General features: G+C 38.3%; 11 protein-coding genes. All 11 read right to left on the bottom strand.

Annotated elements, in window-relative coordinates:
- Positions 1-47: 47 nt before the first annotated feature.
- On the bottom strand, positions 48-1,571 hold the full coding sequence (locus MHB53_RS19530) for an extracellular solute-binding protein (protein ID WP_340921555.1): 1,524 nt from the start codon (positions 1,569-1,571) through the stop codon (positions 48-50).
- 144 nt (positions 1,572-1,715) lie between these two features.
- A complete protein-coding gene (locus MHB53_RS19525) occupies positions 1,716-2,324 on the bottom strand; it encodes a YesL family protein (protein WP_340921553.1) in 609 nt (202 codons plus the stop codon).
- A 321-nt stretch (positions 2,325-2,645) separates the two neighbouring features.
- A complete protein-coding gene (locus MHB53_RS19520; RefSeq protein ID WP_340921550.1) occupies positions 2,646-3,539 on the bottom strand; it encodes a carbohydrate ABC transporter permease in 894 nt (297 codons plus the stop codon).
- A gap of 3 nt (positions 3,540-3,542) precedes the next feature.
- Positions 3,543-4,442: a carbohydrate ABC transporter permease gene (locus tag MHB53_RS19515; RefSeq protein ID WP_340921547.1), complete on the bottom strand. Its 900-nt coding sequence runs from the start codon at positions 4,440-4,442 to the stop codon at positions 3,543-3,545.
- Positions 4,443-4,539: 97 nt separating this feature from the next.
- The gene (locus tag MHB53_RS19510) at positions 4,540-5,850 is read right to left on the bottom strand and encodes an ABC transporter substrate-binding protein (RefSeq protein WP_340921544.1); all 1,311 of its coding nucleotides are present in this window, start codon (positions 5,848-5,850) and stop codon (positions 4,540-4,542) included.
- 316 nt (positions 5,851-6,166) lie between these two features.
- A complete protein-coding gene (locus MHB53_RS19505; RefSeq protein WP_340921543.1) occupies positions 6,167-7,462 on the bottom strand; it encodes an ABC transporter substrate-binding protein in 1,296 nt (431 codons plus the stop codon).
- 49 nt (positions 7,463-7,511) lie between these two features.
- Positions 7,512-9,068, bottom strand: coding sequence for a response regulator transcription factor (locus tag MHB53_RS19500; protein WP_340921541.1), 1,557 nt, complete (start codon positions 9,066-9,068; stop codon positions 7,512-7,514).
- Positions 9,061-10,839, bottom strand: a complete 1,779-nt coding sequence (locus MHB53_RS19495; protein WP_340921539.1) for a sensor histidine kinase — start codon at positions 10,837-10,839, stop codon at positions 9,061-9,063. Before MHB53_RS19495 ends, MHB53_RS19500 begins: the two co-directional genes overlap by 8 nt.
- Positions 10,840-11,372: 533 nt before the next feature.
- The gene (locus tag MHB53_RS19490) at positions 11,373-12,479 is read right to left on the bottom strand and encodes an ABC transporter permease (protein ID WP_340921536.1); all 1,107 of its coding nucleotides are present in this window, start codon (positions 12,477-12,479) and stop codon (positions 11,373-11,375) included.
- Complete coding sequence (locus MHB53_RS19485) at positions 12,476-13,747, bottom strand: ABC transporter permease (protein ID WP_340921534.1); 1,272 nt, start codon at positions 13,745-13,747, stop codon at positions 12,476-12,478. Before MHB53_RS19485 ends, MHB53_RS19490 begins: the two co-directional genes overlap by 4 nt.
- A complete protein-coding gene (locus tag MHB53_RS19480; protein WP_340921532.1) occupies positions 13,744-14,676 on the bottom strand; it encodes an ABC transporter ATP-binding protein in 933 nt (310 codons plus the stop codon). The genes MHB53_RS19485 and MHB53_RS19480 overlap by 4 nt, the downstream gene beginning before the upstream one ends.
- Between the last annotated feature and the right edge of the window lie 127 nt (positions 14,677-14,803).

Genomic DNA, 14,803 nt, shown 5'->3' with positions numbered 1-14,803 from the left:
CTATTTACGAGAAAATCCTTGGTTTTTTATAAATTTTTCAAAATCATTTACTCCAAAGCTTTATATGATTCGTTAAATTCTGCGATTACTTTATCGCCTCCTTGTTTTTTCCACTTCTCCACTGCTGCATCAAATCCTGCTTCATCTATTTGACCAAGGAGATATTTATATGTTGCATCCTCAATGATTTGTCCTAGTCGTTCTGAATTAAGTGTAAACGTTTCTGATTCCAGTGGTACCGTCGGGTCTTTCACTAAATAATTATCATTATCTTTATACATTTCATCTGCCTTTGCTCTTGGTTCATATTCAAAATATCCGTCGTATCTTCCATTCGTCTCTGGCTCACCAATTTCAAATGGCGTGTACGGTCTGACTTCGCGATCATAAGCTGTCAGATTATCTTGTATAATAGAGGCTTTACCGTCAATCACTTCGTAATGCTCACCCTCAGTCCCCCAGATTAACAAATTCGCTCCTTCTGGAGTCATTAAATAATCAAAGAATCCAAGAATATCTTTTAATTGTTCTTCTGTTTTCACTGCTGCTTTCGGGAACATGACTAAACTTCCATAGCCCGGAATAGAACGTGTTCGATATTCTCCATTTGGACCTTCAATATAATTATGAACATCAAATTCTATCTCAGGATTTATCGTTTTTGCATCTTCATACATTGTGATTACGTCACCCATCGTCCCAACATACACACCGGCTGTCCCATTTTTAATCATCGCTTGTTGATCCGTTTTACTTGTAACCGGAGCATCCTTGTTAATATAGCCATTATCAAATAATTTTTTAAAATAGTTCATTCCATCTTTATATTCAGGAAACATAAATTCTGGCAACAATTCACCATCTTTTTCTCCCCATAAGTTTGGCGAACCAAGCCATGTAGCAAAATTGCTAAACGTCCCTAAAATTCCACGATCTGTTATTCCAATCGTATCATCTTTACCATTTCCATCCGGATCATCTACCGTAAAAGCACGCATCATTTCATACAGCTCATCCGTATTTGTAGGTGCGGAAAGTCCAAGTTTATCTGCCCAATCTTTTCTATAAATCAGACCTTGTCTTGATAGGGGTCTACCAGCATATAATGAATAAATTTTACCATCTACTAATGTGTTATCTAAAATTTCCGACTTTAGTTTACTTAGGTTTGCAAATTCATTAAGATAGGGACCCAGTTCCCAATATTGTCCATCACGAATCGCGTCTTTTTGTTGCTCAAAAGTGACTTGTTTTATTAAAAAGACATCTGGTAAGCTTCCCGTTGCAATAGCAGCATTCAATCTTTCTTCGTATACATTATCAGGTATCCACTGGATATCCAGTTTGGTATTTGTCTTCTCCTCTAACAATGTTTGTAGTTTCTTATCTGGAACTTCGGGCACATGAAGATTAAACATGAGCGAAATCTCCGTTGTCTTTTTCGATTCACCAGATTCCCCGGATGTAGCGGTTTTTCCATCTACATGATTCTCCTTATTGCATGCTGTAAGGAGCACCAACATCAATACTATAATGCTAAGCTGCCATAGAACGCGGTTTGAAATTTTCATTATATCCCCCTCGTGACAATATTGATTAGAACACTCCTAATTTACATTCTTTAAAAGAACAACATTGTGAAAATCGATAACAAAAAAATTCCAATACATTACTTTTCCAAAGGATATTTTGTACTTGTAGTTAAATGGTATGCTTTAAATTTTCTGGAATGCATTATAAGCAGGTTTCATAATAGCGAGTGCAATTACATTACCACTACAAACCATCATTAATGGAGGAGCGAATGTAAGAAGAAATAGCAACCCACCACTACTTGCTAGCATGATTAACGTGCGAACAGGATTCATAATCATCACGAAAAATGAATTTTTCAATACATCGCGTATCTTGATGTTATAGTGGACAAACATCGGGAATACGTAGAATAGTGTGCAAATAAAAATTAGCACAACGATCCAAAATGGAATAAAGAGCATTTTTATTACACTGTTTGTTGTAATTTGTAGAAAGTGAAAATCGATATACAGTATAATGCTACAAAGAGTGATAATGAACCCTAATTGATTACTTTTCAAAAATTCCTTTTTATATGATTGCCAAAACGTCTTAAAAATTGAAACATCCATCTCGCCCATAGCCCATTTCCGAACAACTGCAAACATCGCAGCTGTCGCCGGAAATATGCCGAATAAGACGAGGCCGAGCAATGAAAATGAAATCCACAGCAAATTTAATATCGCAAGCTTCATAATCCAATCACATGCTCGATATAAACCTCCCATCAACCCAGATGTCGTTTCCATATTCGTTCAGCCTCCTTTAATAATTAATAGACACTTGGCATTCACCAAGCCGGATGGTACAAGATTTTCTTGTGCCATTTTTTCATACTATTTCCGCGAAAGGCTTAGTTTGTTTTTGTACAAAGAAAAGAAATATTGTTGCTATTTCTGTCGAAAACATTTGCGAGAACCCTTGCTCTACAGCCAAATATAGCAGAACGTTTCATACGTTTAGAAAGGTAAAAATTTGAAAACGAATACCAAATATTCAATAAAATTTAATTCCCAGTAGTTTTTTCGAAATTCGGCAGATTTACGCCTCGAAATTCCGAGAGTCTATTATTATCCTTTTAGTCCGCTCGTACTAATCCCTTCCACGACATAGCGCTGGAACATGAAGAAAATGATAAATACAGGGATAAGAGAGACGACAGACATTGCAAACATTGCTCCCCAGTTAGAAACTGTTTCATTACTCAGGAACATATTCAGTGCCATGGAAACTGTATATTTACTTGGGCTATTTAAATATAGGACAGGTCCAAGTAGCGCATCCCACGTCCAATAAAATGAGAAAATTGCAGCGGTTGCCATTGCAGGCGTAATTAACGGTAAGATGATTTTATAAAATATTTTAAATGTCCCACATCCATCGATCGTTGCTGCTTCATCCAATTCTCTCGGAATGGTTCGAATAAACTGCACAAGCAAGAATATGAAAAACGGATGTCCAAAATATGCTGGAATGACGAGTGGTTTTATAGAATTTAACCAATCGAGCTTCGCAAAAATAATATATTGTGGAATCATTACAACCTCATATGGAAGCATTAATGTAACCATCATTAACGCAAACCAAAACCCTCTGCCAGCAAATTGTAACCGAGCAAATCCAAAGGCGATTAAGGCAGAGGAAATCACTTGTCCGATCATTGTCAGTGCAACTAGAATCGCTGTATTTTTAATAAATATATTAAAACCAATTCCACCAATTCCCTCCCAACCCTTTACATAATTATCCCATATCCATGTTTCAGGAATGAGGGATTTCGCTGTTATAAAGATGGAAGCGCTAGGTTTAAAAGAACTCATAATAAGCCATATGACAGGATAAAGCATGAGTACAGCAAATGCTCCAACTAACAGATGATAAATCCACCATTTGGCCGTTTTTCCTGCTTTGGGTGACCCTTTAGATTGTACAGCATGGACTGATTTAACCGTTTTTGTCCCCATCTGTTAGCTCCCACCTTCCGACTCGTAATGGACCCAGAACTTCGAGGTCAAGAATACAACAGCTGTTAATACACCAACGATGAGTAACATAACCCAAGCCATTGCCGATGCATATCCCATATTGAAGAACTCAAATCCTTGTTTAAAGAGATAAAGTGAATAAAGCAAAGTACCATCAAGCGGACCACCCGTACCTTTGGAAATGATAAACGCAGGTACAAATGTCATAAAGGCAGCAATGGTTTGCATGATCGTGTTGAATAATATCACAGGACTCAGCATCGGTAATGTGATTTTAGTGAACTTTTGCCAAAAGCTTGCACCATCTACGCTTGCCGCTTCAAAGTATGTCGACGGAATTCCTTTCAATCCTGCAAGGAATATCAGCATGGATGATCCAAATTGCCATACAGATAAAAAGATGAGCATCCATAGTGCAGCGAAGGGATCACCGAACCAACGGACTCCTGGTAGACCGATAAGTGTGAGTGCTACATTCACGAGTCCGGTATCGCCGAAAATATTTCTCCACATGATTGCTACTGCTACACTTCCCCCAATTAATGAAGGTAAATAGAATAATGTTCGATACAATCCCACGGCTCTTGATGCGGTATTCAAAATCATCGCGATTAAAAGTGCAAACGCGAGTCTAAGTGGAACCCCTCCGAAAACATAAATGAGGGTTACCTTTAATGACTTCCAGTATCTCGGATCATCTGAGAACATTTTTTTAAAATTGTCTAAACCGATCCAAGTCGGTGGTGAAAGCAAATTATATTTAGTAAAAGAAAAATATAGCGAAGTTAAAATAGGTATGAGGGTAAAAGCAAGAAATCCAATGACAAACGGACTAATAAATAAGTAACCTCTTAGATTTTGCTTGAATGCTCGTGTATTCATGTTGCATCTCCTTTCTTAGAAGCAGTGCTATTAGTTGTAAAACAAGGCTCCTCCGCCGTATTGTGTCGGGAGGAGCCTTGTATATTTTGCTACCTCATTATTTGTTTTGTGATAAAATGCCATCCGCTTGCTGTCTAAACTCTTTTGCTGCGTCTTCCACTTTTAATTGGCCATAATTCATTTGTTCTGACAAATTATCTATTAGTTCAATCACTTGTCCTGCCCCAACTGGATCTGGACCGTCGAATGGAGAACTGATTCCTTCAGCTGCTTCAACAAAATCAAAGACCTGTACTTGCTCAGGAGATAAAAGTGGCTTTAACTCTTCCTTTACTACCGATGATCCTGGAATTCCACGGTCACCAAGCGTTAACTTATTTGCTTCGATATCATTCACAAGAAAGTCAATCAGTTTCGCCGCTTCTTCTTTATGCTTCGAATTATTTGCCATTGACCAGAACATACTTGGTTTTAAATACAAGCCTTCCTTTGTTCCAGGCCCAGGCATCGTGTGCATTTCAAGTGGTCTGTCTGCGACTTGCTGCAATCCGACAAATTGGTTAGACCATTGCCATATTCCAATCGCATCCTCCGTCACAACAGGGTCATCTTCAATTCCTTTTAGCTGTGCTAAATAGTCTGGAGTAGGTGTATATTCTTTTTCAACCATCTTCGAATGCATGTTGAAAAAATCAATAAACATTTGGTCATCATCATATCCGAGAGTTGTACCGTCCTTGCTATAAAGCGATTTTCCAAGCGTCCGTAAATAATAGTTAAAGAAGACGTCGGCTTTCATGCCCGTATCGATATAAAGGCCAGCATCTTTCGCTTTTTTTGCGATTTCCTGATAATCATCCCATGTCCAGTCTTCTTTAATTGACTCCACTCCCGCTTTCTTAAGAAGAGCCGGATCGTAATGGAAACCAACAACATTGACACCTGCGTTAAATCCATATAATTTATCATCTAGCATACCGCCAGAAATAACATTTTCATTATAATTCGAAGTATCAATTTCTTTTCCAACATATGGAGTTAAATCTGCCAACTGATCATTCTGTGCATACTGTGAAAAATAAGATAAGTCCATCTGAATGATGTCTGGAAGTTCATTTGCTGCTGCTGACGGAGCTAACTTTTTCCAGTAATCATCCCAACTAGCATACTCTGATTCAATTTTCACATTTGGATTTTGCTCTTCATAAAGCTTAATAATTTCAGCAGTGTAATTATGTCTAGGCTCTGAACCCCACCATGCAATGCGCAATGTTATTTTCTCATCTTTACTTGCGCCTTTGTCTTTTCCTGAATCTGTACTATCACCATTGGTAGATTTTCCACCGTTACATGCCGCTAGTACAAATACCATGATGGCCGTTAAAAATAAAAACATCAGTCTCTTCATTTCTTTTCCCCCTCCTAAAAGTGATGAAAGTGCTTACAACTACTATTGTATATGTATTTGGAACTATCTGAATTTAAATAACAGTTTAGATTGTTTAAAAAACAGTTATTTTTAAGCAATAAAGGAACAACGGTTAAATACGCCACGTCGTGTGGCAGCGCCGTTATAACTTCCATCGTACGAGCCTAAGCGGAAGATGCTTGCTTAGCAAAGTATAATACCTGCGCCCACACGATGAAAAGAGACGCCGCCGTATGGCAACGTCCCTGTGATTTGCTTCGTTGACTTAAAAAATTGTCTATATTACGTCTACATATTAATTTTGAGATAGAATGCTATTTGCTTCTTTTCTAAATAGCTTTGCACCTTCTGCTGGTGTTATTTTTTCAAATAATATTTGCTCTGATATGCTTTGCAAATGTTCAACGATTTGAATAGAACCGATCGGATCAGGCTTTTCTACCTGTTTGCTGTTTTCTCTCACTTTATTTACGTAGTCAAACACCTTTTGCTGCTCATCATTCAAGTTTGGATAGAGAGCTTTGGCAATTTCTGTTGATACAGGAATACCACGCTCACCTTGGATTAATTGATTTGCTTCGGAATCATTAATAAAAAAGTCAATAAATTTCGCTGCTTCTTCCTTTTGCTCAGAGCTTTTCGCAATGGAGAAAAACATACTTGGTTTCACTAGCAATCCATCTGTTTGATTTGGTCCAGGTGGAGGATACAATTCAAGTGGTCTGTTGGAAGCGTACAAGAACCCAAAATACTGATTGGAATAGCCCCATGTCATGGGCGATTGTTGGTTGACAAGTAGTTCATCCTCAATAATCTTAATCTGTTCTGTCACATCTGGTTTTGGGAATGCCCCAATGTCAACTAGTTCCAATTGGTGATTAAAATAATCAATAAATAACTGGTCATCATCATAACCTAGTGATGTCCCCTCGTCGTTATATAAACTTCCCCCATTAGTCCGCAAGTAATAGGGAAAAAATACTTCTGGTGGCTTCATTCCATTTGTACCGTATATATCCAATTGATTATGAACGCTAATGGCTGTTTCTTTGAATTTCTCCCATGTCCAATCCGATTCTGGTAGAGCTGTATTAGCAGAATCGAGTAAATTTTGGTCCACAATCACAGATGGAGCATTCATTCCGAGTGGAAAACCAAATAGCTGATTGGCAATAACTCCACCTTCAAGCATTTCTATGCTGATTGCTTTTGTATTGATAACTTCCTTATTCAAATATTTCGTTAAATTCTCAAGCAATTGACCGGAAGCATATGGCCTTAAATAAAGCAGATCCATTTGAATAATATCAGGTAGCTCGTTGGCAGCGGCCATTGGTGCCATCCTTTTCCAATAATCATCCCAATTGGCGTATTCGGGTTCTATATTTATATGAGGATTTTTTTCTTCATATAGTTCTATCACCTTCATCATATACTCATGCCTAGGCTGTTCCCCCCACCATGCAAGTCTAATTGTGGCCACTTGACGATTTTGTTTTATCGGGATATCCATATCCGCACTATTTGAACACCCATAGATAGCTATCGTCATAATAATCGACAAATGTATAAGCCAATTTTTTTTAGCCATTTTCCACCCCCTTTTTTCGAAACCTCCTTGTACTACCTGAAATTTGCAATCAAATCCACGGAAACGATTCTTTTTTATATTCTGACGGTGTACATCCTGTCTGTCTTTTGAACACTTGACTAAAATATTGAGAATCACTATACCCTAGCTTTTCAGCTAATTCAAAAACCTTAACATCACTATCGTTTCGAATCATCTCCATCGCCCGATCCATTCTTACTTTCGAGACATAATTGGAAAAGCGTTCTCCCACTTCTTTTTTAAAAAGTTTACCGAGATAATCTGCACTCATAAATAGTTCTTCCTGTGCAACATAGTTTAGTGACAAATCTGGATTTCCAATTTGCTCTTCCACTGTATGCAACGCTTTTTGAATGATGGCAGAGTGAGTATGTTTATTTTGCTCATAAAATTGTAGTGTCATTTCTTTAGCAATCGCTTCAAATAAATTTTGCATTTGCCGTATCGTTTCCAGTTCCAAAAGCTGTGATATATGTCCGAAATATGCTTTCATCTGCTCTGGATGACAAATTCGAATCATCGCATTGAAGAGATCAATGACATATGACTTCGTCGTTTGGATTTCCAGCCGCATTTCGAGTAATTGCATAAAAAATATGGCTAGTTCCTTTTTTGCATCATCCCAACGCCCGGATTTTACCAGCAAGCAAAATGCTTGTTCATTATATCTTAAAACTGTTTGATCTATCTCCGCCTTATATGAAATATCTGCTTTGGTAATGATTGTGCCTTCCCCTAAATAAAAGCGGTGCTGTAAACATTCAAGCGCTTCTTCGTACAACCTTTTCACTTGAAACAGCTTCCCAGATTCACTTACAGCGATTGTCGTATCAAGTTGATAATATTTAAAAAATGTATTCCGGATATTTTCAATTTGTATATGGAGAAATTCTTCCCTAGTATCCTCAATAATTATTAATATATAATCTTCAATCGTACAGCTAAGAATAATATGCTCTAATAGCTGTTCAGATATATTTTTAATCGCAAACATATGCTCATAATCAAAATTTCCTTCTAGTTGAATAAGGAGTAGCTTTACCGTAGGATCATTCCATTCCAAACGAAAAATCCTTTGGTAATACGCTAGATCACGGCTTCCATACATATCACGTGTCACAAATTCTTTTAATAGCTGTTCTTTCGCATAAGGTAGCACTTGCTCCAATCTTTCTTTCATCTCCAAAACAAATTGCTCCTTGTTTTGCTGCTGATCGAACGCATCCATTATTTCTATCATTGCGTCGATAATGGCTTGTTCATTACAAGGCTTAAGGAGATAGTGTTTCACACCGTATTGCATCGCCTGTTTAGCATAATCAAATTCAGCAAAGCCCGATAGCATAATAAAACGTATGTCAGGATAAACCGCGTTTGTTTTTTTCACCAATTCGAGACCGTTCATGCCAGGCATTTTTATATCGGAAATGACGATGTCAGGCTGTTGCTCCTCGATGATTCGAAATGCCTCCATCCCATTTTTAGCGGTTCCAATCAAATTTGTTCCTAATGATTCCCACTGAATAAAGCTTGAGATTCCGTCTAATATGATTCTTTCATCATCAACTAAAAGCACTTTATACATGGCATACTCCCTCCCCATAAGGCAATGAAATGAATACTTTTGTCCCTTGATTAAGTTCGCTTTCAATGTGAATGCCAAATTGATCACCAAAAGATAGCTTGATGCGTTCATCAATATTAGTGAGTCCAATCCCTTGACCACGCGTTTTCACTGCGCCACTTTTCACCAATTCAAGCAAATCCGGATCCATTCCCGGCCCATTATCTTCGACGACAAGCATGATGTATTTCTCGTTTTTAACGGAACGAATCTGTATACTACATGGATCAATCATCGTTTCTAATCCATAATGAATCGCATTTTCAACAAGTGGCTGCAAGCTCAATTTTGGAATCCTCGCATGGATAAGACTTGGATCCACATCAATGTGGAAATCTAGCCTTTCTACAAAACGGTATGATTGAATCGTAATATAATTTTCAATGATTTCGAGCTCCTCTTTTACTGTAATGAGCGGTTCTTTTAAATTAATTGAATTACGAAGCAAAAAGCCAAGTGACTCTACCATCTTAGAGATCTGCTGTTGCCCGCTGCTTTTTGCCAGCCAATTAATAGACTCAAGTGTATTGTATAAAAAATGCGGATTAATCTGAGCTTGTAGTGCTTTAAACTCCGTCTCTTTAATCGTAATTTGTTTGGCATAATTTTCATATATTAGTTCATCAATTTGATCGATCATCGTCATAAAACTTTTATGTAATTTTCCTACCTCATCATCGTGGACATTAGTCATATGCAGGGACCTTATTTTTGCCTCTTTAAAATTTCCTTTCTGTACATATTGCATACTTGTAGCCAAATTTTCTAGCGGTAATGTGATATTTCGTGCAAATCGTATCCCTAAAAACGTGACAACCATAAACATGATAATAAAAATCAACCATAAGACTGTTTTGATCATATTGGTTTTCTCAAAAATTTGATTAAAAGGAATTGCGTTTAAATATGTCCAATTCGAATAATCCGATTGCATATGCACTATAAAGTATTTCTTTTTACCAATTGTATCAATGCGATAACCCGATTTTGAAGGAACAGATATAGCTATTTGTTTGAGTGTTTCATTTGATTCCTTTGGATACATAATACCGTTTTCTCCGTTTCTAATGACAAAGTGACCATCAAGCGCCCTCGATCCCTCCATTAAACCACGAACAAGCTTATCCAAATTCACTCTAATGATAACTGTACCTAATGAATCAAAACTTAAATCTTCGTATCTTCTAATTTCCCGGGCTGAAATAAGCGACAATTGGTCTCCCAGCTGATTCAACCAAATATTGCTGCCTGTAGCTTCCTTCGATTGCGTAATAATCATTGCTTGCTTTTGTGCTGGAATATTAACAGGGCTCGTCCCGACGGTGTATTGTTCACCGTTTTCCCCGACCAAGGTTACGGATGAAATAAATCCTTCAGACTTTATATATCCTAAGACATTATCAATGATGTCTGTACGTATTCTATATTTTTCATATTCCGTTCTTTCTTGTTCGATTGTAGTTAAAAATTGTTGAATTAGCGGATCAGAAGAAATAGCAAAAGACATATCCTCAATATTTTTCAACTCATTTTCAATACTATTGGAAGACGTACTTAACACCTGTGAAGATTTACTGTAAATTTGCTCATCATAAATGCGAAAAACATACTGCAGTCCCGCTAGTATAAATGTAAAAGAAATTACCATGATAATCGAAATCAAAATAAAGAGCTTCTTTTTTATCGTTTGGTTACTATATGAAACTTTTATTCTAGAAAAGGCATTTTTCATGCACGCAAAACCCCAATTATAATATTGTCATCGCTTACATTGTACTGATCATTTGATAATACAGTCAAGAGTACCCCATGTGGAATATCATCGGAAATTGTATATTTTCGCTGAAGGAATCTAGGAATACTATGAATTTATATAATCTTTTCATGAAAAGCCAGGTAGTGCCAAGCCCCGCAGGTTTTATTGGCCATTCACGACGGGTTACTGGCCACTCACGGTTTTTATGAGCCACTCACGACGGGTTACTGGCCACTCGCGGTTTTTATGAGCGACTCATGCTGGGTTACTGGCCACTCACGATTTTTATAAGCCATTCACGACGGGTTACTGGCCACTCACGGTTTTTATGAGCCACTCATGCCGGGTTACTGGCCACTTGCGGTTTTTATGAGCCACTCACGACGGGTTACTGGCCACTCGCGGTTTTTATTAGCGACTCATGCCGCGAAGTTACTGGGCACCCACTTAATCTCCCAATTTTCCACAAAAAAAATTACGCTACTTGAACGTAATTTTCTGGTGTCTGCTTATCCATTGCGCCTTTCCATCACAGTAATCCCTACTCCCATCATCACAACTGCCATTAGCAATAGGACGCTGATCGGTTGTAAAAGTGTCATGTACGTATATCCGTATATCGTAGCTCCTTTTAAAGACTCCATACCGTATAGAAGGGGTGTACATTTCCCAAGTAAAAGCATGAATTTGGATGAAACAATTTCGATTGGCCAATAGGCACCACCAAGCATGGCCATACTAACCGACAGAATCTGCATAAGCGCATTATAATGGCGAGTTGATTTTGATAACCCGGCAAGAAGCATACAAAGCGCCACGATCGCCAATACATATGGAATAAGTATGATAAGCGTCTTTCCAAAACCGCCATGAAAATCCACTCCAGCGCCGTAATGAAATGCAACGAAAATCAACACAACTTGAAAATAGCCCGTGATGAAACTGTACAAGAGGTTTCCGACATACATTTCCCACTTTTTAACGGATGATACAATCATTCGATCCCAGATACGATCTTGCTTTTCTTCTAAAATATGAACGACATTAAAGGCGATCGTATAGATGACGAAAAACAAAGAAAAACCGAAAATTCCTTGGAGCTGGTTATCAATGACTCTAGTTTCTCCATTGCGAAAGTTTTCTTTATGAACGTCAAATAGTGATTCTTCTAAAGTACGTTCCCAAACTTTCTCGGCGCGTAATCTTTCCTCCTTCAACGCAAAGGAATGAAGTAATTGTTCTTTTTGTAGTTTTTTCGTAAAGGCGGTTTGGACATACTGCTTAAGGAGGGGAACATTTGTTGACTGTGAAGTAATGATCAGTTGAAAGTCATCCTCCCATATATGCAATCCTGCTTCCACTTTTCCTTCTCGTACTGCAGACTTCATCTCTTTCTCTTTCATACTTACAAAAGCAAATAAATCCGATTGATTTAATTCATCCAAAAACGGTGTAAACTCTTCATCTGAAAGCTCATTGAAAATTGGTACTTCAACTTTACTCCCACTACCTTTCCCAATGAAAAAGGCAAACAGAATGCAAGTAGCTGTCATAATAATAAATAACCATGGTTTTCGGACAAACAAACGAAATTTAGTAAGCAAGATCCCAATCATACTGCTCCCCCCTTCCTTGGAAAAATAAGCCAAGTAACAACAGAAAGTACACCAGCAAGCAAAAGCAATACTAAAATACGATCAGCCACACTAGCAATCGTGCCTCCCCTCAGCAATTCCAAATAGGCAGACATCGCTGCTCCATTCGGTGTCAATTGGCCAATTTTCTCCATCCATTCGGACATATTCCCGACAGGAGTAAAGCTGCCACCAATAAAGGCAATCACTGCAACAAAACCACTCATAAATAACTTCGACGCAGCCTCCGAATTAAGACGGCTATTTATTGCCATCAAAAGAACAGCAATCCCACCGACAGCCGAACACAGAGATAGCGTCACACATAAGAATCCGGCTATATTAGGCCAACGAACACCGTAAAAGACGGCTGATCCCGCATATAAAATCATCAGCTGTAAAAAGGCAATCACCTTAGCCGAGAAAAAAACGGACGCAACATATGACCACCTCGGTACATTTGCCAATAATATCCGATCGAATACATTCCACTTTTTCTCCATAAAACTCAATGAACTAACGCTTGATGCGATAAATAAAACGAACATCACACTCATCCCGACCGCATAATAACTAAAGGCACTGATCTCCTTCTTTGTTAGTGTTTCAACCGCTCCATCGACATCAGCTGTCATAACGGGAATTTCATCCCCAAGCAAACCCTCTCTGCCTAATGCCCCCCAAACAGAATAGCGCTCTTGGAAAATGGCTACGATATCCTCCACGATTGCGGCAGACAACTCTTTACCTTCATTCGAATAAACAGTAAGTGCAGGAACTACTTTTTCTTCCATAAAAAGTGATTCTAGCATCTGTATGGTGAAATGTGCAGGCACCTCTATGATCGCTGAATACCTTCCATCATTCTTTATTTCCTGCAATTGGGATACTGGCTGTTCTTCAAGCATGATGATCGACTGTAGCTCCTTCTGGCCAAAAATCTCTTTTTTCAACATTGTGATCGGCAACAAACTCTCGGTCTGTTCATATAGATGGTCCCTTGCCTCATCAGGTAGTGGCATTTCAGCAATTTTCTCCTTAAAATCCGCAAAATCTTCTGCTTCACTCGTATGCAAAATGAGTGCTACTTTCCCTTTCACAGGCTGCTGATCTCCATCAAGCACAGAACCAAGCGCAAACCCGAGAATTGTAATTAACAACAAAGGCATCCCAAGCAAAACAAGTAGTTCTTGAGGATTGCGGACAAATAACAGCAATTCTTTTTTTATAAAAGACAGAAATATCCTCAATCCCTCAGCGCCCTTCCTGTTAAGTGAAGAAACACGTCCTCAAGTGTCGGGGTTTGAATTTCGATAGCGAGAATCACTGCCTCTGTTTCTTCAGCTATTTTAAATAGTTTAGTAAATAATTGAACACCCTTAGGCACAACAATCGACACCAAATGATCACGTACATCAAGTCGTGTAATCACATGTTCAGCTTTTAATACTTGAATAAATGCTGCATTTGCTCGTTCAAGCTTTACGTGAATGGTTTGCTCTGCTGATAAGATATTTTTGATTTCCTCTTTCGCACCCGATGCAATGATACTGCCTCTATCCATAATGTAAATTCGATCGCAAAGGAATTCTACTTCTTCCATATAATGACTTGTGTACAATATGGTCATTTGCTTTTCTTGGTTCAAGCGTTTCACTGTCTCTAATATATAATTTCGCGACTGTGGATCAATCCCTACAGTCGGTTCATCCATAATTAATATTTCCGGCTCATGCAAAAGGGCAACACCGATATTTAAACGTCGTTTCATTCCGCCTGAAAAATGTTTCACTAGCTTTTTCCCCTGATCTTGAAGGCCGATTTGTATGAGTACCTCTTCCATTTTCCTTTTCAATTCAGCTGTTTTCATTTTTTGAATTCTACCGAAAAACTCAAGGTTTTCTCTAGCCGTTAAATCCTCATATAAAGCTATCTCCTGTGGAACAACCCCCAATTTAGCACGTAACAGTTGCGGATTCTTTAATACATCCTCCTGATCAAAAAGCACCTTGCCCTTTGTTGGTGAAACCAAAGAAGATATCATCGCAATCGCCGTCGACTTTCCCGCTCCATTCGGTCCCAACAGCCCGACAATCTCTCCCCGTTCTAAATAAAAGTTAATGTCTTGCACTGCTTTGCGCTGTTTAAAATGCTTCGTTAGTCCAACCGCCTCAAGCATATAATTCTCTCCCTTCGTCTCATTATCATTTTACGATGCAATCAAACGGCTTCCCACTGCCTCCAGTCACAATAATGAGGTGACTTGAGTCACAACTTGATTACTAAGAAAAAGTAATCCACTAAAC

Source organism: Bacillus sp. FSL K6-3431 (assembly GCF_038002605.1).
GTDB lineage: Bacteria > Bacillota > Bacilli > Bacillales > Bacillaceae_C > Lederbergia.
This window is presented reverse-complemented; position numbering and strand designations above follow the sequence as displayed.